General features: G+C 67.1%; 23 protein-coding genes. 10 read left to right on the plus strand and 13 right to left on the minus strand.

What is annotated here, in order from left to right; genetic code table 11:
- Positions 1-28: 28 nt before the first annotated feature.
- On the minus strand, positions 29-562 hold the full coding sequence (locus ACKY0X_RS19880; RefSeq protein ID WP_065042388.1) for a gamma carbonic anhydrase family protein: 534 nt from the start codon (positions 560-562) through the stop codon (positions 29-31).
- A gap of 112 nt (positions 563-674) precedes the next feature.
- Here ACKY0X_RS19880 and ACKY0X_RS19885 point away from each other — a divergent pair, with 112 nt between their 5' ends.
- Entirely contained in the window at positions 675-1,844 is a 1,170-nt protein-coding gene (locus ACKY0X_RS19885) for a Rieske 2Fe-2S domain-containing protein (protein WP_409427390.1), read from the plus strand.
- Positions 1,845-1,854: 10 nt separating this feature from the next.
- Positions 1,855-2,325, plus strand: coding sequence for a hypothetical protein (locus tag ACKY0X_RS19890; protein ID WP_409427391.1), 471 nt, complete (start codon positions 1,855-1,857; stop codon positions 2,323-2,325).
- Between the two features lie 55 nt (positions 2,326-2,380).
- Here the strand turns inward: ACKY0X_RS19890 and ACKY0X_RS19895 are convergent, their stop codons facing one another.
- From ACKY0X_RS19895 to ACKY0X_RS19905, 3 genes are read right to left on the minus strand one after another with little or no spacing between them, the layout of a single operon-like run.
- The gene (locus ACKY0X_RS19895) at positions 2,381-3,523 is read right to left on the minus strand and encodes a sulfotransferase family protein (RefSeq protein ID WP_409427392.1); all 1,143 of its coding nucleotides are present in this window, start codon (positions 3,521-3,523) and stop codon (positions 2,381-2,383) included.
- Positions 3,523-4,305 carry an SDR family oxidoreductase gene (locus ACKY0X_RS19900; RefSeq protein ID WP_046283397.1) on the minus strand — a complete coding sequence of 261 codons (783 nt, stop codon included), beginning with the start codon at positions 4,303-4,305 and terminating at the stop codon, positions 3,523-3,525. Before ACKY0X_RS19900 ends, ACKY0X_RS19895 begins: the two co-directional genes overlap by 1 nt.
- A gap of 2 nt (positions 4,306-4,307) precedes the next feature.
- A complete protein-coding gene (locus tag ACKY0X_RS19905; RefSeq protein WP_409427393.1) occupies positions 4,308-5,435 on the minus strand; it encodes a hypothetical protein in 1,128 nt (375 codons plus the stop codon).
- A 96-nt stretch (positions 5,436-5,531) separates the two neighbouring features.
- On the opposite strand from ACKY0X_RS19905, the gene ACKY0X_RS19910 reads away from it, so the two are divergent.
- From ACKY0X_RS19910 to ACKY0X_RS19925, 4 genes are read left to right on the plus strand one after another with little or no spacing between them, the layout of a single operon-like run.
- A complete protein-coding gene (locus ACKY0X_RS19910) occupies positions 5,532-6,467 on the plus strand; it encodes an IclR family transcriptional regulator (protein ID WP_409427394.1) in 936 nt (311 codons plus the stop codon).
- Complete coding sequence (locus ACKY0X_RS19915) at positions 6,464-6,931, plus strand: nuclear transport factor 2 family protein (RefSeq protein WP_409427395.1); 468 nt, start codon at positions 6,464-6,466, stop codon at positions 6,929-6,931. The genes ACKY0X_RS19910 and ACKY0X_RS19915 overlap by 4 nt, the downstream gene beginning before the upstream one ends.
- Positions 6,928-7,869 (plus strand): TIGR03619 family F420-dependent LLM class oxidoreductase, encoded by a 942-nt coding sequence (locus tag ACKY0X_RS19920; protein ID WP_409427396.1) that lies wholly within the window; start codon positions 6,928-6,930, stop codon positions 7,867-7,869. Before ACKY0X_RS19915 ends, ACKY0X_RS19920 begins: the two co-directional genes overlap by 4 nt.
- 10 nt (positions 7,870-7,879) lie before the next feature.
- Entirely contained in the window at positions 7,880-8,599 is a 720-nt protein-coding gene (locus ACKY0X_RS19925) for a hypothetical protein (protein WP_409427397.1), read from the plus strand.
- On the opposite strand, the gene ACKY0X_RS19930 is transcribed toward ACKY0X_RS19925, so the two are convergent.
- From ACKY0X_RS19930 to ACKY0X_RS19950, 5 genes are read right to left on the minus strand one after another with little or no spacing between them, the layout of a single operon-like run.
- Positions 8,574-8,843 carry a hypothetical protein gene (locus tag ACKY0X_RS19930; protein WP_409427398.1) on the minus strand — a complete coding sequence of 90 codons (270 nt, stop codon included), beginning with the start codon at positions 8,841-8,843 and terminating at the stop codon, positions 8,574-8,576. The genes ACKY0X_RS19925 and ACKY0X_RS19930 overlap by 26 nt on opposite strands.
- A gap of 21 nt (positions 8,844-8,864) precedes the next feature.
- The gene (locus ACKY0X_RS19935; protein WP_409427399.1) at positions 8,865-10,940 is read right to left on the minus strand and encodes a RecQ family ATP-dependent DNA helicase; all 2,076 of its coding nucleotides are present in this window, start codon (positions 10,938-10,940) and stop codon (positions 8,865-8,867) included.
- 52 nt (positions 10,941-10,992) lie between these two features.
- Positions 10,993-12,021, minus strand: a complete 1,029-nt coding sequence (dmpG, locus tag ACKY0X_RS19940) for a 4-hydroxy-2-oxovalerate aldolase (RefSeq protein WP_409427400.1) — start codon at positions 12,019-12,021, stop codon at positions 10,993-10,995.
- The gene (locus tag ACKY0X_RS19945) at positions 12,018-12,950 is read right to left on the minus strand and encodes an acetaldehyde dehydrogenase (acetylating) (RefSeq protein WP_409427401.1); all 933 of its coding nucleotides are present in this window, start codon (positions 12,948-12,950) and stop codon (positions 12,018-12,020) included. The genes dmpG and ACKY0X_RS19945 overlap by 4 nt, the downstream gene beginning before the upstream one ends.
- A 20-nt stretch (positions 12,951-12,970) precedes the next feature.
- Complete coding sequence (locus ACKY0X_RS19950; protein WP_409427402.1) at positions 12,971-13,756, minus strand: 2-keto-4-pentenoate hydratase; 786 nt, start codon at positions 13,754-13,756, stop codon at positions 12,971-12,973.
- 214 nt (positions 13,757-13,970) lie between these two features.
- Here ACKY0X_RS19950 and ACKY0X_RS19955 point away from each other — a divergent pair, with 214 nt between their 5' ends.
- Positions 13,971-16,184 carry a TIM-barrel domain-containing protein gene (locus tag ACKY0X_RS19955; RefSeq protein WP_409427403.1) on the plus strand — a complete coding sequence of 738 codons (2,214 nt, stop codon included), beginning with the start codon at positions 13,971-13,973 and terminating at the stop codon, positions 16,182-16,184.
- 1 nt (position 16,185) lies between these two features.
- Here the strand turns inward: ACKY0X_RS19955 and ACKY0X_RS19960 are convergent, their stop codons facing one another.
- Positions 16,186-17,445, minus strand: coding sequence for a cytochrome P450 (locus tag ACKY0X_RS19960; protein ID WP_409427404.1), 1,260 nt, complete (start codon positions 17,443-17,445; stop codon positions 16,186-16,188).
- A gap of 264 nt (positions 17,446-17,709) precedes the next feature.
- Here ACKY0X_RS19960 and kstD point away from each other — a divergent pair, with 264 nt between their 5' ends.
- The 3 genes from kstD (at position 17,710) to ACKY0X_RS19975 (ending at position 21,793) form a co-directional block, all read left to right on the plus strand.
- Positions 17,710-19,392 (plus strand): 3-oxosteroid 1-dehydrogenase, encoded by a 1,683-nt coding sequence (gene kstD / locus ACKY0X_RS19965; RefSeq protein ID WP_409427405.1) that lies wholly within the window; start codon positions 17,710-17,712, stop codon positions 19,390-19,392.
- 2 nt (positions 19,393-19,394) lie between these two features.
- The gene (locus ACKY0X_RS19970) at positions 19,395-20,255 is read left to right on the plus strand and encodes a MaoC/PaaZ C-terminal domain-containing protein (RefSeq protein ID WP_409427406.1); all 861 of its coding nucleotides are present in this window, start codon (positions 19,395-19,397) and stop codon (positions 20,253-20,255) included.
- 80 nt (positions 20,256-20,335) lie between these two features.
- Positions 20,336-21,793, plus strand: a complete 1,458-nt coding sequence (locus ACKY0X_RS19975; protein ID WP_409427407.1) for a PPE family protein — start codon at positions 20,336-20,338, stop codon at positions 21,791-21,793.
- A gap of 70 nt (positions 21,794-21,863) precedes the next feature.
- Here ACKY0X_RS19975 and ACKY0X_RS19980 read toward each other — a convergent pair whose 3' ends face one another.
- From ACKY0X_RS19980 to ACKY0X_RS19990, 3 genes are read right to left on the minus strand one after another with little or no spacing between them, the layout of a single operon-like run.
- Complete coding sequence (locus ACKY0X_RS19980; protein WP_065039216.1) at positions 21,864-23,021, minus strand: lipid-transfer protein; 1,158 nt, start codon at positions 23,019-23,021, stop codon at positions 21,864-21,866.
- Positions 23,021-23,422 carry a MaoC family dehydratase gene (locus ACKY0X_RS19985; protein WP_409427408.1) on the minus strand — a complete coding sequence of 134 codons (402 nt, stop codon included), beginning with the start codon at positions 23,420-23,422 and terminating at the stop codon, positions 23,021-23,023. Before ACKY0X_RS19985 ends, ACKY0X_RS19980 begins: the two co-directional genes overlap by 1 nt.
- Positions 23,419-24,402, minus strand: coding sequence for a bifunctional MaoC family dehydratase N-terminal/OB-fold nucleic acid binding domain-containing protein (locus ACKY0X_RS19990; protein ID WP_409427409.1), 984 nt, complete (start codon positions 24,400-24,402; stop codon positions 23,419-23,421). The genes ACKY0X_RS19985 and ACKY0X_RS19990 overlap by 4 nt, the downstream gene beginning before the upstream one ends.
- Between the last annotated feature and the right edge of the window lie 5 nt (positions 24,403-24,407).

Here is a 24,407-nt window from a genome sequence, read left to right on the forward strand (position 1 = left end):
GGCACAGGGGTGCGCTCTAGGCCGCCGGTCACTCCGGCGTAACCGGCTCCATGCCTTCGCGGTAACGCTGCGCGAGATCGCGGTAATACGGCGGGTTGGCGTTGATCCACATCTCGGCGCCGGTTCCCGCGATCGGGCCCTTGACGACGGCGGGCGAGCCGGTCACCAGCACGCCGGCGGGGATCTTCGTGCCGGCGAGCACCGTCGCGCCGGCCGCAACCAGGCTGCGGCTGCCGATCACCGCACCGTCGAGCACGGTGGCGTGGTTGCCGATCAATGCCTCGGCGCCGATGTTGGCGCCATGGATCAGGCACATGTGGGCGATCGTGGCGCCCGGCCCGATGTCCACCGGAACGCCCGGCGGCACGTGCAGCACCGAGCCGTCCTGCACGTTGGCACCCTCACGGACCACGATGGGAGCGTCGTCGGCGCGCAAGATGGCGCCGAACCACACCGAGGCCCCGGCTTCGATGGTGACGTCACCGATAAGCGTGGCGGTGGGAGCGACGAAGGCGGTGGGGTCGATCCGCGGCGAGCGACCATTGAAGGAGAACAGCTGCATTGTTCAGGTATATACCAGGGACCAAAGACCCCGAACCAGCAGGGCTTATTGCGCAAACAGGCGTCAAAACTGTAACGTGTTCTAGTTAGAAGCGAAGGGTTGGAGGCAACAGGTGAGCACTGACAACGCCGAGGTCGGCGTCCGCCACATCGATACCGGAACACTGCCGGACCGCTATGCGCGTGGCTGGCACTGCCTGGGCCCGGTGAAGGACTTCCAGGACGGGAAGCCACACTCGATCCACGCGTTCGGCGCCAAGCTGGTGGTTTTCGCCGACTCGCAGGGCGAGCTGCACGTGCTCGACGCCTACTGCCGCCACATGGGCGGGGACCTGAGCCGCGGTGAGATCAAGGGCGACGAGGTCGCCTGCCCGTTCCACGACTGGCGCTGGGGCGGCGACGGGCGCTGCAAGCTGGTGCCCTACTCCAAGCGGACCCCGCGCGTTGCGCGCACCCAGTCCTTCCCGACCGACGTGCGCGGCGGGCTGCTGTTCATGTACAACGACCCGGAGGGCAACCCGCCGCCGGACCAGGTGCGGATCCCCGAGATCCCGGAGTGGTCCAGTGGCGAGTGGACCGACTGGCGCTGGAATTCCATGGTGATCGACTCCAACTGCCGCGACATCATCGACAACGTCACCGACTTCGCGCACTTCTTCTACATCCACTACGGGCTGCCCACCTCGTTCAAGAACGTCTTCGAGGGCCACGTCGCCTCGCAGTACCTGCGTAACGTCGGGCGCTCCGACGTGCCCGGCCTGGGGACCCAGTACGGCGAGTCGGTCCTGGACTCGGAGGCCTCCTACTTCGGTCCGTCGTTCATGATCAACTGGCTGCACAACAGCTACGGCGGTTTCAAGGCCGAGTCGATCCTGATCAACTGCCACTACCCGATCAGCCAGGACCAGTTCCGGCTGATGTGGGGCGTCATCGTGCAGAAGCCCAAGGGCCTCGACGACGCGACGACCGAGAAGATCGCCGACGCCATGACCGACGGCGTCAGCAAGGGCTTCCTGCAAGACGTCGAGATCTGGACGCACAAGAGCCGGATCGAGAACCCGCTGCTGGTCGAGGAGGACGGCGCGGTCTACCAGCTGCGCCGCTGGTACTCGCAGTTCTACGTCGACGCTGCCGACGTCACCGCGGAGATGACCGATCGCTTCGAGATCGAGATCGACGCGACGGTGGCCAACGAGAAGTGGAACGCGGAGGTCGCCGAGAACCTGCGGGTGCAGGAAGAAGCGAAAGCCGCCAAGGCTTCAGAAACCGTTAACGCAGAGTAGGTCTGGCATCATGGCCCGCGAGGTTCCCGACGCCGGCGAGCTGGCCCGGTCCATGCTGATGTTCTACGGCCCGCACGACGACCACGGCGAGCACGGCGACTCCGCCGATGATGACGGGCCCGACACCCGCTACTCGCGGCAACCGCTGTTTCCGGTCGACCCGGAGCGCTACGAGGCGATTCGTGCTGCGACCGAACGGGATACCGATCGCTACCTGCATTCGGGTCTGATGCCGGTGGAATGCCGGCATTGCACCGCGACCGTCGAGGTCAAGAAGCTGGGACCCGGATACACCTCGGTGCAATGGAATTCGGCAGCGGTGAAGCAGTGCGCCCATTTCGCCGCCGAACGCGAGGCCGGCCACGGTAGCAGCCGTAGCCGGGGCTGCCCGAAGCTGTCGAAGAGCATTGCGCACGCGGTTGCCGAGGGCCATCTGGAGGAGCGATCCAGCGCTCCCCCGCCCTGCGACGGTATCGACTGAGCGACGCAAGAGCCCCCTCCGAGTCCCATCGGAGGGGGCTTTCGTGTAGGCCCGGTCACAGGCCGGCGAAGCGCTCCCGGACCTGTTCGGCGGTCAACCCATAGTCGGCCAGCGAGTATTCGTGCTTCGGTGCGCGCGGGCCGGTCTTGCTTGCGGCATAGTCGTCGGCCATGGCCTGGCGCGCCTCATCGGAGAGCGGCAGGCCGAAGCGTTCGTAGATGCCCGCCGCGGTGGCCAGCGGGTCGGCGACGAAGTCCTTGTAGTCGATGTCGCAGAACTGGGCCTGGTCATAGTGGGCGCGTTGGGCATTGAACAGCTCCAGCCCGCGAGCCCAGGTCTCCATCTCGTCGGCGCCGATCTGCGCGCCGACGAAGGTGTTCGACTGCCCCTCGGTGGTGTGCTGGGCCAGCGAGCACATCGACGCCAGGATCGTCTCGACCGGCCGGTGGCACTGCACGATGAGCGCGTCGGGATAGACCGCCATGACCGCGTCCAGCGCGAACAGGTGACTGGGGTTTTTGAGCACCCACCGCTTGCCCGGGTCGTTGAGCCCGATCAGTTGCAGGTTGCGGCGGTGCCGCTGGTAGGCCGGGGTCCAGTCCTGCTCGGAGAGCCAGCGCGAATAGGTCGGCAGGTGCGCCAGCGTCTCATATGACACCGAATGCAGCGACTGGCGCAGCAGCTGCCAGCACTCTTCCAAGCCGTCGGCGGTCATGAAGTGCAGTCCGGTGTAGTCCGGGTTCTCATCGTGGTGCCGGGCGAACTGGTCCTGCATCTGGGTGAAAACCGGGTTGCTGTCCCAGGTTTCGCGTGGCGGCCGCGGCTGCGGGAACTCGGCCAGCCACATCTCCAAGCCCTGGTGTACCGGGTCGGCGCCCAGCAGCCGGTGCAGCGCGGTGGTTCCGGTGCGGGGCAGCCCGGTGACGAAGATCGGCCGCTCGATGCCGACCTGGGTGTACTCGGGGTTCGCGTTCCAGCCGGCCTGCGACAGCAGCCGGGCCACCAGCGCACCGCGCAGGAAGAACCGGTTCATCTTGCTGCCCAGCTCGGTGAGGTCGGCCTCGGTCTGGTACGAGTCCAGCAGCACGCCGAGCGCTTCGCGGTAGTTGTCGTCGTCGGGACCGAAGTCGTCCAGACCCACCATCTTGGTGGCCGAGGCATGCAGATCCTCGATGGTGCCTACATCAGTGCGTGCCATCAGTTGTGGTACTCCCCGCAGTTGACGTCGATAACCTGGCCGCTGATGCCGCTGGCCAGATCGCTGGCCAAGAACAGCACTGCCGAGGCCACCTCGTCCTCGGTGGGCAGCCGCCGCAGGTCGGAGTTGGCGGCGGTCGCCGCGTAGATCTGCTCGACGGTGGTGCCGTATTTGCCGGCCTGGTGGGCGAAATAGCTCTGCAATGTGTCGCCCCAGATGTATCCGGGCGCAACGGAGTTGACGCGGATACCCTGCTCGCCCAGTTCGGACGCCAGCGACTGCGACATCGCCAGCAGCGCGGCTTTGGCCATCTTGTAGGCGCCGTACTTGGGCTGCGAATGCCGGATCACCATCGAGTTCAGGTTGACTATCGAGCCGTTAGCCGCGGCCAGAGCCGGGGTGAAGCCCTGGGTCAGACGCAGCGCGCCGAGCCCGCTGAGCTCGATGGCGTCGCGGATGTGCTGAAACGTGGTCTGCGCCAATGGCTTCATCGACGGTACCCGAAAGGCGTTGTTGATCAACACGTCGATGTGGTCGAACTCAGCCGAGGCCGCCTCCACCAGGTGCGCTACCTGGTCGTCCTCGGTGATGTCGGCCGGGACCACCAGGGCGCGGCGCCCGGCTGCCCTGACCTGCTTGGCCACCTCTTCCAGGCGATCGGCGCTGCGCGCGACCAGCACCAGATCGGCGCCCTCGGCCGCGAACCGATTGGCCATCGTGCTGCCGAGCCCCGGCCCGACCCCGCTGATCACCACGACTTTGCCGTTGAGCAATCCGGTCATCTTCACCCCAGCATCCTGTTAGCGATTTGCCGCTGCCGCAGCGCGATACGCGCTCGCCAGTCCTCTTGCGAAATCTTGTTGTGGTCATAGAAGGGCAGGGCCGCCTGCACGGCATCGACGTCGACGAGCTCGACGGTCGGTCCGTCGGCCTCGGTCAGTTGCCGCGACACCCGCTGCCAGCGGAACTGCAGGAACCCGCGCCGATGCCCCAGGGTCTCGACCCAGTTGGTGACCCCGGGATCGGTGTCGGAGACCACGATCCGGAACTTGCCGTCCGGATCGGCTTGCGCCTGAGTGCCGTTCAGCGAGGTCTGGTGGTTGATGTAGTCCAGCGAGATGTACCACAGGCTGCCCAACTGGAAGCCCAGGTACGGCGCATCCGACACCGGCAGGGTGATGACCAGCGCCTGCCCCGGTTCCAGGTCGTAGTGCCCGGCCGACGAGTACTGCGTGGCCAGACCGCCCGGCGTGAGCCGCGGCGCCACCATGGTGTTGACCGGGAGGTTGAGGTAGAACCACTGCGGGAAGGCCAACCAGGTCTTGATGCGGTTGATCAGCTGCTTCCCCGCTGCCGCATAACGCTTCTCGATGAGCTGGGGGGTCAAGACCGGCGGTGCGGTGCCTTCGGTGTCGGTCCGGGCGATCGAGAGCGTGCCGCGCTGAGCGGACCAGTCGTTGTAGACCTCGCGGATCACCAATTGCGCCGGCTTCGTCGGCTGGAAGCGCCAGGTGAAGGTGCCGTCGGCGGCAACATCGAGTTCGCGGTCGTCGAAGGCGGCCTCGCTGGCCGGGACGTTGTCGTCGGTGTATTCGCCGCCGAGAAGCTGGAAACTGAGGTCGGTCGTGGTTCCCCGGGTGCCCTGCACGATGTAGTCGTTGCCGGGACGCACGACGGTGCCGAAGTACAGCGTGTCGGGGTTGTCCAGGCCCATCTTGGTGAACGGCCCGGTGCCCGACAGCAAGAACGGATGGTCGCGCTCGCTGTTGAAGGCGGCGTGCACGCACGCCTCGATACCGCCGGCAAGGTATTGCAGGCCCTCGAGCAGATCGGCCTCGGTCTCGATGTGCGGGGCGCCGGCGACCAGCTTCTCCGCCTCGGCGATCGCGGCCGATAGGGGTTCGGAGTACATCGCTGCAACACCTCACAGATCGTCGATTGGTTCAATATTGGACCGCAATGGTAGATATCTCGAACCGACTTTAGACGGTCGCGGTAGCATGCTGCAATGGCTGTGCCTGAACAAGCGGCGCCCCAACGAGTTGTGCGGTCGTCCCCGCCGACCGAGCGGGTGGTGACAATCCTGGACTTTCTGGCCCGTCACCCCGACCAGAGCTTCGGATTGTCCGAACTGGCTCGGCGCACCGAGCTGTCCAAGCCGACCTGCCTGGGCATCGCCAACGCCCTAGCCGACGCGGGTTACCTGACACGAGACGACCCGCACAAGACCTACCGGCTCGGGCCGGGCCTGATCACGCTCGGTCGCGCGGCCCAGCAGTCGCTGCGGGTCGGCCCCGAAGCACGCGAGCAATTGCGGCGGCTGTCTGCGGATTTCGCCACCTCCGCGGCGCTCAGCGCGGTGGTCGACGACCGAATCACGGTGCTGGAGCTGGTGGCGGCGCCCAACGCGCATCTGGGAGTCCAAGCCGGCCAGAGTTATCCCTTCGCACCGCCGGTCGGGCTGATGTTCGTGCTCTGGGACGACCATGCCCTGCGGGACTGGCTGGCCCGCCAGCCCACCATCCCGCTGCGATCGGAGAGCGAGCGCCTGCAGCGCGTCGTCGACGAATGCCGCGCCGACGGCTACCTGGTCGAGCGGCTGACACCGGGCGGGCAACGGCTCTACGGGTTGATGGCGGGCCTGTCCAGCGATCTGCCCGACGAGCTGCGGGCCCTGCTCGGCGAGCTGGTCTCCGACATCGGCGAGCGGGTGTATCTGCGGGGCGAGGCCGGCGGCCGGGGCCGCCACGACATCAGCGTGATCTCCGCTCCGGTCTACGACCACCATCAACGCCAAGCGATGGTGCTGTCGCTGCACGCCCAGCGCGCACTGAGCGACTCCGAGATCAGCAAGTGGGCACGCGGACTGTTGCGGACCGCCGAGGCGCTCACCGCGCAACTGGGAGGAAGCAAGCCCGCCTGGCTGTTAGGTTCGGCGACATGACCGCGCTGGTCTTGTCGGCCGCCTCCCGACTGGAGTTGTCCGAGCTCGTGCACCGCTACGCCAGCTGTGTCGACGCGCGACGATTCGACGAGGTAGCCGAATTGTTCACCGGCGACGCCGAACTCGTCCTGCCGGATCCGCCGGAGCACCTGGAGCCATGCGTGCGCCATCACGGCCACGCCGGCGTGCGGGACGCAATGTCAGCCCTGTCCGCGGTGACCCGTACCCAGCACGGCATCGTCGGCGAGGTCTACACAGCTTCGAACTCGACTGACGTCGCGACCGGAGAGATCACCGGAGTGGCGCATCATTGGATCGAGCACGACGGCAAGCTCACCGACCACGTCTGGTACCTGCGCTACCGCGACGCCTATCACCGAGTCGGGCAGGGCTGGCGAATCGCACAGCGGGAGCTGACCATCGACGCGATCGAGTCGCGACCGGCCCGGCAGGTGCGCTCATGACCTCAGCCCAGAAGCCGCAGATCTCGTTGCAGCTCAAGACCTTCACCGACGATCCCGGCCATGATTGGGGCACCACCCTGGCCCTGGGCGCGGCGATGGACGCTGCGGGCGTCGATCGGGTCGTGGTCTCCGACCACGTGGTGTTCGGCGAGAATCCGGATGCCTACGCCGACCCCCGGCTCGGCGGAATCACCGGAGGACGCCAGCCGACCGGGCCCGACGGCCAGTGGCTGGATCCGCTGATCGTGCTCACCGCGCTGGCCGCGACCACCACCCGCATCCGTTTGGGCACTGCGGTGTTGCTGGCTGCACTGCGCCGCCCGGTGGTGCTGGCCAAGGAGCTGGCCACCCTCGACGTCCTGTCGGGAGGGCGACTGGATCTTGGCGTGGGCGTCGGCTGGCAACGCGAGGAGTACGAGGCCGCCGGACTGTCATTCGAGCGTCGCGGGCGACTCCTGGACCACACCCTGGAGGTGTGCCAGACACTGTGGACTCAGCAGCGCAGCAGCTACACGTCCCCGGAGTTGTCCTTCGAAAGCATTCACCAGATGCCCAAACCCGTTGCCCCCGGCGGGGTTCCGATCTGGGTGAGCGGCACCGTCAACGACGCGGTGGCACGCCGGCTGGCCCGGTTCGGGTCCGGCTGGATCCCGTGGGGCCCGGCAATGCGCGACCCGGCCGGGGCCATCGCGGCGATGAAGGACCGCATCGCCGCACTGGGCGGCGACCCCACCGGCCTGCAAGTCCTGGGCCACGCGAGCACCGCTAAGAACCCGGACGGCTCCCTGGACACCGCGGCCACCGCGGCCACCGCGCCGGCACTGGTAGCCGCCGGTGTCACCGATGTGCGGGTCACCTGCTCGCTGCCCAAGGACATCGGCCAGGCCACTGAACTGCTCAGCGAACTCGTCTCGGCGTTCCGCGCCGCAACCGGTTAAGGAGACATCGATGGAAAAGGTCATGATCGTCGCGCGCACAGCCGATTTCAGCGACCAATGGTGCCAGAATCTGCGCGGTCCGATCGCAGCGAAACTACTGGATCTAGGACTGCCGGGCGTCGTGGTCAACGTGCGCGACGAGCAGGTGCGCGACTCCATGATGACCCTGACGACGCTGGATCCGCCGGCGGCGGCCGTCATCGGCCTGTGGACCCAGCAGTACTACGGCGAAGCGACGCGAGCCGCCATCGCCCTGATCGAAGCCGAATCTGATTCGGCGGCAGCGTATCTGGTAACCGAATCGATGCCCATGCCGCCGCCGGACCTCGGCGAGGGCCGCCGCACCCCGGGTCTGGCCAATGTGGCGTTGCTGCGCCGGCCGGCTGATTTGGACGAGGCGACCTGGCTGCACCGCTGGCACATCGACCACACCCAGGTCGCGATCGACACCCAGGCGACCTTCGGCTACACCCAGAATGTCGTGATCCGTCCGCTTACCGAGGATGCACCCCGCATCGACGCCATTGTCGAGGAGAACTTCCCGGACGAGGCGGTGTCCGATCCGTACGCGTTCTACGGCGCGGCCGACCAAGCCGACCTCACCGATCGGGTGGGCCGGATGATCGCCAGCGTCAGCGCGTTCGGCGCGCATCTGAACATCGACACCGTACCCACCAGCCGCTACGTGTTCCGGTCGCCGTTCGTCACACACACTGCTGAGACAGCGTGATCAACGCCTCCCGGACGTGCGGGTGCCGTTCGAGGTAGGACAGCACCGGGTTCGGGGCCCCGGGATCCTCCTGCCGTCCCTTCGCGTCTAATTCGGCCCGGACGTCCGGGTGCCGGTTCAGGTACGCGTCGATGGAATTGCCGAAGGTCTGGTCGCATTGCTGTGGTGCGGCGTTGGCCACCGGTGTCAGTACCGCGGCCACGCTGAGCAGGCCGACCGCGATTGCTCGAGTAATACCGCTCATCACTCGACGGTACCCGCGTTTCTAGTTCGTGCTGGCCAGGGCGAACGGCAGCACCTGCGGTGCGCCCGCAGCCCGCAGCACCCGGGCCGCCATCGTCAACGTCCACCCGGTGTCGGTGACGTCGTCGACCAACAGCACCGGGCCGATATCGGCCGGTAGTTCCGTCGGCGGCAGCCAGCAACCCTGCAGCGCGGCGACCCGGTAGGCCGAGTTCGCCGCCGCCGTCGCGCGGCGCTGCGGCGCATACCGCAAGGTGTCCAAGCGGGTCAGGCGGCCGAGTTCGGCCAGCCGGTCGGTCAACGAGCCGATCAGAATCGGGTGCGTGGCCGAGTCCAGGCCCAGGACCGCGGTGGGCCGGGTCTGCCACTCCCAGCCGGCCAGCACGCTCACGGCCGCGCGCACCACCTCGTCGGGCACTTCGCGGTCCGGCTCGTCGAGCAGCCTCCGCAGGCGCGCACCCCAGCCCAGGTCGGTGAGCCGGCCGATGACCCGGCCCGGCTCCGGCCCGTCCGCGATCCGGCCGGACAAACCGACGCCGAGCTGCGCCAGCCCCGACGGCCACTGTCGCCGCGGCGTGATCTCCACGCCGGGACGCATCAGCCGCTCACGCGTGGCCGCGGCAGCGCTGGGGTCCACCGCGGCGTCAAACCGCGGTCCGGCGCAGTTGTCGCACCGCCCGCAGCGCTCCCCCGCCTGCAACTGGGGGTCATTGAGTTGGGCCCGCAGGAAACTCATCCGGCAGCCGTCGGTGGCCTGGTAGTCCAGCATCGCCTGCTGCTCGGCCCGACGCAGCTCGGCGAGCTTGCGGTAGCGCTGCTCGTCGTAGGTCCACTGGGCTCCGGTGCCCAGCCAACCGCCCTTGACTCGGCGTACCGCGCCGTCGACGTCGAGGACCTTGAGCACCATCTCCAACCGCGACCGGTTCAGGTCCACCCGCGCTTCCAGCGCCGGCGTCGACAGCGGCTGATCGGGCGACAGTTCGCCGATCACCTTGCGCACCAAGGACTCCGCGGGGAAGGCCAGGGACGCGAAGTAGTGCCAGATGTCGGAGTCCTCGGTGCCGGGCAACAGGATCACTTCGGCGCTGGCGGTGGCGCGCCCGGCACGACCGACCTGCTGGTAGTAAGCGATCGGCGAGGACGGCGCGCCCAGGTGGACGACGAATCCCAGGTCGGGCTTGTCGAATCCCATTCCCAGCGCCGAGGTGGCGATCAGCGCTTTGACCCGGTTGGCCAGCAGGTCGGCCTCGAGTTGCTCCCGGTCGGCCGAGTCTGTCGAACCGGTGTAAGCGGCCACCGCGAACCCCTGCGCGCGCAGGTCAGCGGCCACGTCGTGGGCTTGGGCCACCGTCAGCGTGTAGACGATCCCGGATCCGGGCAGCTGCTCCAGGTGAGTGCCGATCCAGGCGGCCCGCGCAGCCGGGCCCCCGGCTTGCACCACCGACATCCGTAGCGATTCGCGGTCCAGGCCACCGCGCAGCACCAGGGTGTCGCCACCGCCGACCCCGAGCTGGCCGGCGACATCGGAGACCACCCGGTCGTTGGCGGTCGCCGTGGTCGCCAGCACCGGGATGTCGGCGCCGAGCTCGGCGATCAGGGTGCGGATCCGCCGGTAGTCCGGCCGGAAGTCGTGGCCCCAGTCCGAGACGCAGTGGGCCTCGTCGACCACGACCAGCCCGGCCCGGGCCGCCAGCGCCGGCAGCACCTCGTCGCGGAAGTCGGGATTGTTGAGCCGCTCCGGGCTGACCAGCAGCACGTCCAGTTCACCCGCGGTCACCCGGCGTTGCACGTCGGCCCACTCGGTCACGTTCGACGAGTTGATGGTGGCCGCGTGCACGCCGGCTCGCTCCGCGGCGGCGACCTGGTTGCGCATCAACGCCAGCAGGGGCGACACGATCACCGTCGGACCGTGCCCGCCGGCCCGCAGTAGCTTCGCCGCGATGAAGTACACCGCCGACTTGCCCCAGCCGGTCCGCTGCACCACCAGTGCGCGACGGCGCCCAACGACCAGTGCCTCGATCGCAGCCCACTGGTCGTCGCGCAGCCGCGCCTGCGGTCCGGCCAGCTGCTCCAGAATCGCCTGGGCTTGAGTTCTCATGCGACTTCGGCGCGATTCTGCCCGCTCAGCGACAACAATCGCGCCGAAATCACTACTTCGCAGCCCGCTCCCGCTGGATCTCCAGGGCGATGTCGATGAGCTGGTCCTCCTGGCCGCCGATCAGCTTGCGCTGCCCGGCCCGGTGCAGCAGCTCGTGAGCGGGCACGCCGTAACGCTCGCCCTGGCGCACCGCATGCTTGAGGAAGCTGGAGTACACCCCGGAATAGCCCATGATCAGCGCGTTGCGGTCCAGCACGCACTCGGCCGGCATGGCCGGGCGAACCACTTCCTCGGCGGCATCGGCGATGTCGAAGAAGTCGATACCGGTCTTGATCCCGACCTTGTCGAACACCCCGATCAACGCTTCGACCGGCGCGTTACCCGCACCCGCACCGAACCGGCGCACCGAGCCGTCGATCTGCTTGGCACCGGCGCGCACCGCCTCCAGAGAGTTAGCGACGCCGAGCCCGAGGTTCTCGTGACCGTGGAAGCCCACCTGGGCGTCATCACCGAGCTCGGTGACCAACGCCTGCACCCGATCGCGAACACCTTCCATCACCAGCGCACCGGCCGAGTCGACCACGTACACGCACTGACAACCGGCATCAGCCATGATGCGGGCCTGGGTGGCCAGCTTCTCCGGGGACACGGTGTGGGCCATCATCAAAAACCCGACGGTCTCCAGGCCCAGCTCGCGGGCAAGCCCGAAGTGCTGGATGGAAACATCAGCCTCGGTGCAGTGGGTCGCGATCCGGCAGATCACCCCGCCGTTGCCCTGCGCCTCCTTCATGTCTTCCTTGGTCGCCACGCCGGGCAGCATCAGGAAGGCGATCTTGGCGTCCTTGGCCGTGGCCGCCGCGAGCTTGATCAACTCCTGGTCGGGAGTCTTGGAGAACCCGTAGTTGAAGCTGGACCCGCCCAGCCCGTCACCGTGGGTCACCTCGATCACCGGCACTCCAGCGGCGTCGATCGCGGCGACGATCGCCGAGACCTCGTCGGGGGTGAACTGGTGCCGCTTGTGGTGGCTGCCGTCGCGCAGCGAGGTGTCGGTGATCCGCACATCGAAGATGTGGTCGCTCATTTCGCTCCTCCAGCCTTTGCTGCCGCCATCTCGCGGGCGATCTCCTCGCCGACCTTGGTGGCGGCGGCGGTCATGATGTCCAGGTTCCCCGCATACGGCGGCAGGTAATCGCCCGCGCCCTCGACCTCGACGAAGGTGGTGACCACGGCGCGCCCGCCGGAGTTCAGCGACGGCTCGTCGAACTGCGGCTCGTTGAGCAGCCGGTAGCCCGGCACGTAGGTCTGCACCTGGGCGACGACGTCCTTGATGGACGCGGTGATCGCGTCACGGTCGGCGTCCTCGGGGATCTGGCAGAAGATGGTGTCGCGCATGATCATCGGCGGGTCGGCGGGGTTCAAGATGATGATCGCCTTGCCGCGCTCGGCACCACCGATGGTCTGCACACCCGCCGAGGTGGTCTTGGTGAACTCGTCGATGTTGGCGCGAGTGCCCGGCCCGGCCGACACGCTCGCCACGCTGGCCACGATCTCTGCGTACGGCACGGTGCCGCCCTGGGCTTTGACCGCGCGGGTGACCGCGTACACGATCGGAATGGTGGCCTGGCCACCGCAGGTGATCATGTTGACGTTCGGTGCGTCGACGTGTTCGTGCAGGTTTGCCGGCGGAATCACCGCCGGGCCCACCGCGGCCGGAGTCAGGTCAATGGCCCGGATGCCGGCGGCCTCGTACTTGGGCGCGTACGCCTTGTGCACGTAGGCACTAGTGGCCTCGAAGACGAAGTCCGGCTTCTCATCCAGGGCCAGCAGCCAGTCCGCCCCCTCAGCCGAAGTCTCCAGACCAAGCTTGCGGGCCCGGGCCAGGCCCTCGGACTCCGGGTCGATACCGATCATCCAGCGTGGCTCCAACCACTCCGAACGCAGCAGTTTGTACAGCAGGTCGGTGCTGATGTTGCCCGACCCGACGATCGCGACTGAGGCTTTGGCAGCCATGAACGCTCCTCTATTGGAATCTATGCGAAAACCAGCCGGACTGAACCCAGCCCGGTGAAGTCGGCGACACAATCGTCGCCGGCGTGTACGTCGATGGCCCGGGTCGCGGTGCCCGGCAAGACGATGTCGCCTGCCTTCAACCGCACCCCGAAGCTTTCCACCTTGCGAGCCAGCCAGGCCACCGCGGTGACCGGGTTGCCGAGCACCGCGTCACTACGGCCCTGCGCGACCACCTCGCCGTTCTTGGTCAGCGCCGCATCGATGTTCTTGATATCGATGTCACCCGGCTTGACCCGCTGCGTGCCCAGCACGAATCCCGCCGACGAGGCGTTGTCGGCGATGGTGTCGCAGAGTTTGATCTTCCAGTCGCTGATCCGGCTGTCGATCAATTCGATCGCCGGGGCAAAGGCCTCGGTGGCGGCCAGCACGTCCTCCTCGGTGCAGTCCGCGCCCGGCAGGTCCGCGGCCAGAATGAACGCCACCTCGACCTCGATCCGGGGGTAGAGGTAGTTCGACGCCGTGACCGGCTTGTCCTCGAACACCTGCATCTCGTTGAGCAGGTGCCCGTAGTCCGGTTCGTCGACGCCCATCATCTGCTGCATCGCCTCGCTGGACAGGCCGACCTTGTGTCCGACCACGCGGGCGCCCTCGGCGATTCGCTGGCGGATGTTGATCAGCTGGATCTCGTAGGCGTCGACGACGTCGATGCCGGGCTGAGCCGCCGTCAACGGAGAGATCGGAACCCGACTCCGCTCCGCTTGCGCCAACTCGGCAGCGAGTTCCTCACGGATCTGGGCGCTGAGCATCTTCGATGTTCCCCTCGGGTGGTGTTGAGCGGATGAAAAAGCCGTTCAGCGGCAATTCTATAACGTGTTCTAAAACGCCAACACTGAGACGAGGCCGTAGCCCCGTAGCGACCCGGACGTGATGTGTACCCGCCAGGATCTGCCGATGAAACAACTGTCGGGACAACAGTCAACTTTTTGAAACTCCGGAGGCGCCGTGCGGTCGATGGCCATCATGACCAGCATTGGCCTGGCCGCTGCAGCAGTCGCGGTTGTCCCACCCATCGCAGCGCTCCCGGATACCGGCGAGCTGAACTTTGCCGGTCCCGGATTCAGCGTGCGCGTCAATCAGGCACCGTTTGCGATGCAGGTGCTCAACTCCGCTGGCCAACCGGTTTTGACGCAGGTACCCAGCAACGGTGGGCCGCGGCTGGTCCGCAACGAGGCCGCGAAGCCGCTGGGTGTGACCCCATCCGAGTGGCTGTTTCCCACCCGGTACACACCATTCACGTTCACCGTGGGCACGTCCTCGGCGACCCCGTTTCTGATCAGCCCGTTGTGGGTGGGCGACCTGTGGGAGGCCTCCAGCTGCGGAATGCAGTACGCCGCGACCGGAGTGCTTTCCACTCGCCCCTTGCCACAGGGCCTGGAGCTGACGCTCAGTACCGACGACCCGTCGGGCCGCACCCTGGGGGTGACTCTCAGCGAGGACTCCGGCCGGTTACGGGTGTCGGTCATCCCCAGCAGCACGGCGGGCATCGTCTCGATGGGAGACAGTTTCGCGTCGCCGGCCGGCGAGCGGTTCGCCGGCTTCGGCGGGCTGCACAACGGGCTCGATCAGCGCGGGGGACGATTCACCAACTGGGTGCAGGAGGCCAACGTCGGCGCCGGGCCATTGGCACCGGTGTTCAATGTCCTGATGGCCGGCTCCGGCGGCCCGCACTACCTGTTCCCCGGCGGTCCGAGGGCCGCCTACTACGTGCAGCCACAGTTCACCTCCACCGCGGGCTACGGCTTCCTGCTGGCCCAGACGGAGCTGGCCGACTGGCATTTGGACTCCGATCGCCCCGATGCCTGGCACGTCAACGTCGCCGCGGCCCACCTGGACTACGAGGTCGCCGTCGGTGACCCGGGACAGGTGATCAGTGCACTCAGCGCTGCCAACGGCCGCCATCGCGTCCCGCCGCCATGGGCGCTGGGCACGCAGTTGGACCGCCGCATCGTGACCGGGCAGACCGGGAACGACTACGCGGCAACCGTCCGCAGCGACCTGGCCAACATCCTGGCCTACAACCTGCCGATCACCGCCTACCGCCCCGAGGCCTGGATGACCATCGACCCGGCGGTCCTGCGCCAACTGATCAGCGAATTCGGCTCGCACGGTATTCACGTGCTGCTCTACGTGCGCAGCTTCGTCAGCATGGATCCGCTGCGCAACACCAGCCCGGCGGACTACCGGTACGCGGTGGCCAACAACTACGTGGCGACCCACGCCAATGGCAGGCCCTACATCGTCGGCTCCCCCAACCAGGCGCTCGGCGGACAGTCCGCCGTCATCGACTTCACCAACCCCGCCGCCAAAGCCTGGTTTCAGCACACAGTGCGGGAGGTATTGGAGACCGGGGCAGACGGTTTCATGAGCGACTTCGGCGAACAGACCCTGCCCGACATGCATTTCGCCAACGGGCAGACCGGCGCCACCATGCACAACGCCTACCCGACGCTGTACCAACAGGTGGTCCGCGAGGCGGTGGACGCCTACGAGCAGTCACATCCAGGCCGCAACATCTGGTTCTACAACCGCGCGGGCTATACCGGGTCGACCGGCTATGAGGGTGGCAACTTCCCGGGCGACGAGAGCACCGACTTCTCGGTGGCCTCTGGCCTGGCCGCACTCATCCCGGACATGCTCAACCGGGGCCTGGCCGGCGCCTACGGCTATGGCACCGACATCGGCGGTTATCAGGATCTGCTGGCCGGCCCCACCCCCAAGGAGCTGTTCGTGCGGTGGTCTCAGATGGCGGCGCTCTCACCGATCATGCGGGTACACGGGGCGCACTCCGGCACCCACATGCCGTGGGACTTCGACCAGGAGACGCTGGACACCTTCCGGCAGCTCGCCGAGCTGCGCCAGCGGGCCATCCCGTTGATCTCCGCCACCTGGGCCACGGCGGCCAGCACCGGCGTGCCGCTGTCGCGACCGGTGTGGCTGGCCGCGCCCAACGATCCGCAGGCGTGGGCGGCAGACCAGGAATGGATGATCGGATCCGATGTCCTCGTTGCCCCGGTCGTCACCCAGGGCGCCACCTCGCGGAAGGTCTATTTCCCGCCCGGTTGCTGGACACGCAAAGACAGCGAAGGAAGCTACACCGGCCCGTCGGAGTCCACCGTGGCAGCGCCGCTGACAGACCTGCCCTACTTCGCCCGCTGCAACACCGGCGGCTTGTAGATCACCGGCCGCCGGTGTAGTCCACGTTCCAGTGCTTGATGCCGTTGAGCCAGCCCGAGCGCAGCCGCTGCGGGCGGTCCAGGGGCTTGAGGTCCGGAATGTTGTCGGCGATCGCGTTGAATATCGACCCGATCGTCATCCGCGCCAAATGCGTGCCGATGCAGTAGTGCGCGCCGGTGCCGCCAAAACCGACATGCGGGTTGGGGTCACGCAAGATGTTGAACTCCTGCGGCTTGTCGAACACCGTCTCGTCGAAGTTGGCCGCGCGGTAGAACATCACCACTCGCTGACCCTCTTTGATCAACGTCCCGTTCAGGTTGTGATCCCGGGTCGCGGTGCGCTGGAACGACGTCACCGGAGTGGCCCAGCGCACCACCTCGTCGGCCGTGGTCGCCGGGCGCTCCTTCTTGAACAGCTCCCACTGCTCGGGATGCTCGGTGAACGCCATCATCCCCTGGGTGATCGAGTTGCGAGTGGTCTCGCTGCCGGCCACCGCTAACAGGATGATGAAGTAACCCAACTCGTCATCGTTGAGCTTCTCGCCGTCGACGTCGGCCTCGACCAGCGTCGTCACGATGTCGGGGCCGGGGCTGCGGCGCTTGAGCTCGGCGAGCTTGAGTCCGTAGGTGATGATCTCCAGCGCCGAGGCCGCCGGGTCGTAGTGCGCGAACTCTGGGTCGTCGTACGACGTCATCTGGTTGGTCCAGTCGAACAACTTGCCGCGGTCCTCCTGCGGCACCCCCATCAGCCCAGCGATCGCCTGCAAGGGCAACTCGGAGGCCACTTCCACCACGAAGTCACCGCTGCCCCGGGCCAATGCCTCTTTGGTGATCGCCTGCGCCCGCGCCTGCAGGTCATCGTGCAGCGGCAAGATGTGTCGAGGAGTGAAGCCACGGGAGATGATCCGGCGCTGCCGGGTGTGCTTCGGCGCGTCCTGGTTGAGCATCAAGATCCGTTGCGCGTCGAGCTGTTCGCGGGTTGTTTCGTCGTGAAACCTGGGGATGGCCCCATTGGCCTCACTGGAGAACACGTCGTCGAGCCGCGAGATCTCCTTGACGTCCTCGTGCCGGGTGATCGCCCAGTAGCCGCCGTCTTTGAAGCCACCGCTCTTGTCGTCGGGCTGCGCGATCCATTTGATCGGCTCGCTGCGCCGCAGTTCGGCGAACTCCGCGTCGGGCAGTCGCTCGGCGTAGATTTCCGGGTCGGTGAGGTCGAAACCAGCCGGAATGCCGGTGGCTGACGAGATAGTAGGACTGGCCACGATGACAACTCCTCACTACTGATCCGCAGGAGAAAACGATACGTTCTCGCGTCAGTAAAGCATGCCTTCACCTTAGGCGGAAGGGCAGAAAGGCCCTGCATACGAGGCAAAACTGGAACACGTTCTACTTCGCCGACGAGTCGGCCTGACCTGGCCGCAACCGAGGGGTTACCAGCAGGGTAGGGAACGGTTGTACAGAGACCGCCGGAGCAATAAGGCCAGCCAACTGGCGCCCGGGCGGGGCAATTCTATAACGTGTTCTACATGGCCGAACAGGAGTACGACGTCGTCGTGGTCGGAAGCGGCGGCGCCGGGATGGTCGCCGCCCTCACTGCCGCCCACCAGGGACTGTCCACCATTGTCATCGAGAAAGCCGCCCACTATGGCGGCTCGACCGCTCGCTCCGGTGGTGGCGTGTGGATCCCCAACAACGAGGTGCTGCAGCGCGCCGGTGTCAAAGATGACGCCCAGGCCGCTCGCACCTATCTGCACACCATAGTCGGCGACGTGGTTCCGGCCGAGAAGATCGACACCTACCTGCAGCGCGGGCCGGAGATGTTGTCGTTCGTGCTGAAGAACTCGCCGCTGAAGATGTGCTGGGTTCCCGGGTACGCCGACTACTACCCCGAGCAGCCAGGCGGAAAGCCCACCGGCCGTTCGATCGAGCCGAAGCCGTTCAACGCCAAGAAGCTGGGCGCCGACATGAATGGCCTGGAGCCGGCTTACGGCAAGGTGCCGCTGAATGTCGTTGTCATGCAGCAGGACTACGTGCGACTCAACCAGCTCAAGCGCCACCCACGCGGGGTGCTGCGCAGCCTGAAGGTGGGCGCCCGCACCATGTGGGCCCAGGCCACCGGCAAGAACCTGGTCGGCATGGGCCGGGCCCTGATCGCGCCGCTGCGCATCGGCCTGCGCAACGCCGGCGTTCCGGTGGAGCTCAACACCGCGCTGACCGACCTCTATGTCGAAGACGGCGTGGTGCGGGGTGTCTACGTCCGCGGGGCGAGCGACTCCGAATCGAGCGAGCCGCGCCTGATCCGCGCACGGCGCGGGGTCATCCTGGCCAGCGGCGGATTCGAGCACAACGAACAGATGCGGGTGAAGTACCAGCGCGCGCCGATCACCACCGAGTGGACCGTGGGCGCGAAGGCCAACACCGGCGAGGGCATCGTCGCCGGCGAGAAGCTCGGCGCTGCCCTGGACATCATGGAGGACTCCTGGTGGGGGCCGACGGTGCCGCTGCCCGGGGCGCCGTGGTTCGCGCTGTCGGAGCGCAACTCGCCCGGATCGATCATCGTGAACATGGCCGGCAAGCGGTTCATGAACGAGTCGATGCCGTACGTCGAGGCCTGCCACCACATGTACGGCGGCGAATTCGGCCAGGGCCCCGGCCCCGGCGAGAACATCCCGGCCTGGCTGATCTTCGACCAGCGCTACCGCAACAACTACATCTTCGCGGGACTACAGCCGGGCCAACGGATCCCGAAGAAGTGGTTGGAGTCCGGCGTGATCGTCTCTGCCGACACCCTGGAAGAGCTGGCGACCAAGACCGGCGTACCGGCCGCCGCACTGGCCGCGACCGTCGAGCGGTTCAACGAGTTCGCGCGGACGGGTGTGGACGAGGACTTCCACCGCGGCGAGAGCGCCTACGACCGTTACTACGGTGACCCGACCAACAAGCCGAACCCCAACCTGGGCCAGATCGCGCAGGGGCCGTTCTACGCGGCCAAGATGGTGCCGGGCGACCTGGGCACCAAGGGCGGCATCCGTACCGACGTGAACGGCCGGGCACTGCGGGACGACGGCAGTGTCATCGCGGGGCTGTACGCGGCAGGAAACGTGAGTGCACCGGTGATGGGCCACACCTACCCCGGACCGGGCGGCACCATCGGACCCGCCATGACGTTCGGTTACCTGGCGGCCCTCGACATCGCAGGAAAGGCCTAGCAATGGCGATCGATCTCGACGTCGCACTGGGAGCAGAGTTCGGCCAGGTCGAATTCTCCTGGACCGCAACCAATGTGCAGCTCTACAACCTGGCGCTGGGTGCCGGGTCGGACCCGATGGATCCGCGTGAGCTGAGCTACGTGGTGGACGGCAAGCCGCAGGTGCTGCCGACCTTCGGCTGCGTCGCGGCCTCGTTCAACGAGGTGGACCCGCCGAAGGTGAGCTGGCCCGGCGTCGAGATCGACCTGGCCAAGATCCTGCACGCCTCAGAGAAGGTGACCGTGCCGGCGCCGCTGCCGCCGTCGGGCAGCGCCCGCGCGATCAGCCGGATCGTCGAGGTGTGGGATAAGGGCAAAGCCGCCGTGGTGGTGCTCGAGACCTCGGTGACCAGCACCGACGGCACGCCGCTGTGGACGCAGCACCGGTCCATCTTCGCTCGGGGCGAGGGTGGCTTCGGCGGCGAACGCGGCCCGTCGACATCGAGCGAACTGCCCGACCGGGCACCCGATTTCGAAGTCGACATCCCGGTGTCCCCGCAGCAGGCACTGCTGTACCGGCTCTGCGGCGACCGCAACCCGCTGCACTCGGACCCGGCGTTCGCGGCCGCGGCGGGCTTCGACCGGCCGATCCTGCACGGGCTGTGCACTTACGGCATGACCTGCAAGGCGGCGGTGGACACCGTGCTGGACGGTGACGCCGGCGCGGTCCGTTCCTTCGGCGCGCGGTTCGCCGGCGTGGTTTTCCCCGGTGAGACGCTGCGGGCCCGGCTGTGGAAGGACGGCGATCGACTGGTGGGCAATGTCGTTGCGCCGTCGCGTGAAGATGCCGCCATCCTCAACGATGTGGAGCTTGTTTCGGCCTAGCTAGCCCCCGGCGTTCTCGCCGGCCGCCCGTGCGCGGCACCTAATTGAAAATGACTTTCATCTTCGATATGGTGATCGTCATGACGGCGCCGGTATGGATGGCATCTCCCCCAGAGGTGCATTCAGCGGCGCTGAGCAGCGGCCCGGGGCCCGGTCCACTGTTGTCTGCGGCCGGCGCGTGGTCATCGCTGAGCCTTGAATACACCGCAATCGCAGAGGCGTTGCGGGAGGTGCTAGGAGCCACCCAGGCAGCGTCGTGGCAGGGCCCCAGCGCCGAGCGCTATCTCGCCGCACATCTGCCGTACTTGGCCTGGTTGGCGACGGCCAGCGCGGACAGTGCCGCACGTGCAGCTCAGCACGAAACGGCGGCCGCCGCTTACGTCAGTGCCTTGGCGGCCATGCCCACCATGCCGGAACTAGCGGCTAACCATGCCATTCACGGAGTCTTGGTCGCTACCAATTTCTTTGGGGTCAATACCATCCCCATCGCGATCAATGAAGCCGACTACGTGCGGATGTGGGTCCAAGCCGCCACCACGATGGCGACCTATGAAGCGGTCTCCGGTACAGCAGTGGCGTCGGCGCCGCAGACGGCCGTGGCACCGACCATCTTGGCAGCACACGACCACGATCATGACCACGACCACGACCACGACCACGACGGGATCCACGATGGCGATCTGGACCCGACCGACCCCGAATGGTGGAAAGACGTCTTCGGGGAAATGGGCGAGTGGGCCAAGATCATCGTCAACGACCTGCTGACCGACCCAGCCGCGCTGCTGACCGATCTCCCAGTCATCATGGCCGACCTGACTTTCCACGCCAGTCAGCTTGCCGCCACCTTGAGCCAGTTCGCGCCGGCGCTGTTGCAACCCGCGCTAGGCCTGGCAATCGGCAACCTGGGGTGGGCAGCCGGCTTAGCCGGACTCGCCGGAATTCAGCCTGCACCGGCCGTTCTGCCCGCCGAAGCCCTGCCCGCTGAAAACCCCTTGGCCTCGGTGGGTTCAGCCAATACGTCCACTACCGTCGCCAACACCGCTGCGGCACCGGCCACCGGCGGCTCGGTATCGGCACCGACCACCAGCGCCGCGCCCGCGTCAGCACCGCCCGCGACTCCCCCGGCAGGCGGCGCCCCCGCGTTCTTCCCGCCCTATGTGATCGGTCCTCCCGGTGCGACCGGCCGGATGCCCGCTGCGACCCGCGCCCATGCCGTCAAGAAGGCACATAATCCGGAAGCCGCCGCCGAGGCGGCGGCCGCAGCTGCGGCCGCACGGGATCGGTCCAGGGCCCGCCGACGCCGAAGTGCCCGCGGGCACGCGGACGAGTTCATCTACGTCTACGCCGACGACACCCCCGATATGGGGCCCGACGTCGCGACTCGCGCCTCCAACCGTAGTGCCGGGCCTCTGGGATTCGCTGCGGCGCAAGCCAAGCCGGGCCTGCCCGCAACAGGCCTGACCAGGTTGGCGAGCGGCGGCTTCAGCGACGGGCCGACGCTTCCGCTGTTGCCCGAGAGCTGGGGCGAGGGCGCGTAGCCCAGCGCGAAAAGACGCGAAAGCCCCCAAAAATGTCGATTTTTGGGGGCTTTCGCGTCTGCTCGGCCTATTAGCCGAGGATCAGGCCAGAGGTAGGCACACCGGTCCCGGCGGTCACCAGCACGTGCTCGACGCCATCGACCTGGTTGACCGAAGTACCGCGCAGCTGGCGCACGCCCTCGGCGATGCCGTTCATGCCGTGGATGTAGGCCTCACCGAGCTGTCCACCGTGGGTGTTGATCGGCAGCCGACCGCCGAGCTCGATGGCGCCGCCGGCGATGAAGTCCTTGGCCTCGCCCTTGCCGCAGAATCCCAGCTCTTCCAACTGGATCAGCGTGTAGGGGGTGAAGTGGTCGTAGAGCACCGCGGTCTGGATGTCGGCGGGAGTCAGACCCGACTGCGACCACAGCTGCTTGCCCACCAGGCCCATCTCAGGCAGGCCGAGCTCCTCACGGTAGTAGGAGTACATGGTGAACTGGTCGGCCCCTGCGGCCTGCGCAGCCGCCTCGATGATCGCCGGACGGTGCTTGAGGTCGCGAGCCCGCTCCGGAGTGGTGACGACGATCGCCACCCCGCCGTCGCTCTCCTGGCAGCAGTCCAGCAACCGCAGCGGTTCGGCGATCCACCGCGAGTTCTGATGATCCTCGATGGTGATCGGCTTGCCGTAGAAAAATGCCTTCGGGTTGGTCGCCGCGTGCTTGCGGTCCGCCACCGACACCGCGCCGAAATCCGCACTGGTGGCGCCGTATTCGTGCATGTAACGCTGGGCGATCATCGCCACCGACGCCGCCGGGGTGCTCAGGCCGTGCGGGTACGACCAGCTGTACTCCACGCCGCGCGAGTCGGCGTTGACCGTCAAACCGGTCATCACCTGGCCGAACCGGAACTCCGAGCGCTCATTAAAAGCGCGGTACGCCACAACGACTTCGGCAACGCCCGTGGCCACCGCCAGGGCAGCCTGCTGCACGGTCGCCGCAGCGGCACCGCCGCCGTAGCCGATCTGGGAGAAGAACTTCAGCTCACCGATCCCGGTGGCACGCGCGACGGCGGTCTCCAGGTTGGAGTCCATGGTGAAGGTGACCAGGCCGTCGACGTCGGAGGGCTTCAGGCCCGCATCGTCGAGGGCGTCGAGCACCGCCTCGGCCGCCAGACGCAGTTCGCTGCGCCCGGATTCCTTGGAGAAGTCGGTGGCGCCGATTCCAGCGATGGCAGCCTTACCGGACAGCATCATGCCTCCCCGAGGGTGAGAGTGGCGGTAGCGATGACGTGGTCACCAAGACTGTTGTTGCCCACGACCTTCACGGTGACCAGGCCGTCTTCCACCGCCGTCACCTCACCGGAGAAGGTGACGGTGTCGTAGGCATACCACGGCACACCCAGCCGCAGCCCGATCGAACGGATCACCGCGTTGGATCCGGCCCAGTCGGTGATGTAGCGCTGCACCAGACCGGTGTCGGTCAGAATGTTGACGAAGATATCCTTGGAGCCCTTGGCCTGCGCTTTGTCCCGGTCGTGGTGCACGTCCTGGTAGTCGCGAGTGGCGATCGCCGTGGAGACGATGAACGTCGGGTCACCGTAGATCTTCAGTTCGGGCAGCTTGGTGCCCACGTCGACAGTCGCAGCGCTCATGCCCCGTCTCCTTCCACAGGCTCCCAGGCGTACAGAGACCACGCCGGACCGACATCGCTGGCGGGGAAATCGAGATAGGTTGCGCGGACCGGCATTCCGATCTTTACCGCTGCCGCGTCGACGCCGCGAAGCTCGCCGAGCATCCGCACGCCCTCCTCGAGCTCGACCAGTGCGATCACGAACGGCAAGCTGCGGCCGGGAACCTTGGGCGCGTGATGCACCACGTAGCTGAACACCGTTCCCTTGCCGCTGGAAACGACATAGTCGGTGGTCTCGGTCTTGTCCTTCCAGACCGCGGGCACCGGCGGGTGTTGCAGGCTGCCGTCCGGGCGGAGCTGGATGCGCAGCTCGTGTGCGGCCACCCCGTCCCAGAAGTACTGGGAGTCCCGCGACCACGACGGGCGCATCATCTTGTCGGGGTCCAGATCCTCGGGCACCGCGGCTGCCGGAGTCGCGTCGCCCTTGTCGGCGGGCAGGAACTTCAGGATGCGCCAATTCATGTCGGCGACGCATTCCGCGTCTTCGTCGCCGTTCACCCACCAACGGATCTTCTGAGTGACGAAATACCCCTCGCCCAGGCCGGTCTTCTTGGGGCCCACGATGTCGGTCACCTCGGCGGTGACGCTGACTTCCTCGCCGGGGCGCAGGTAGCGGTGGTAGGTCTGCTCACAGTTGGTGGCCACCACGCCGACATAGCCTGCGCCGTCGAACAGTTCCATGACCTTGCCGAGCGGATCGTCGGCGGGGCGCTCCCCGCCCAGTCCCATCATGGTCCAGACCTGGATCATGGCCGGCGGAGCGACGATTCCGGGATGCCCGGCCGCCTGCGCGGCTGCCTCGTCGGTGTAGATCGGATTGGCGTCGCCGATCGCGTCGACCCAGTGCCGAATCATCGGCTGGTTCACCGGATCCCGGCCGGACCGCGGCTTGCTGCGGCCAGACGCCAGTATCTGCTCGATCCCGGAGGAAATGTCGGTCATCACCT

The sequence above is a fragment of the Mycobacterium sp. SMC-11 genome (assembly GCF_046250095.1).
Classification (GTDB): domain Bacteria; phylum Actinomycetota; class Actinomycetes; order Mycobacteriales; family Mycobacteriaceae; genus Mycobacterium; species Mycobacterium heraklionense_A.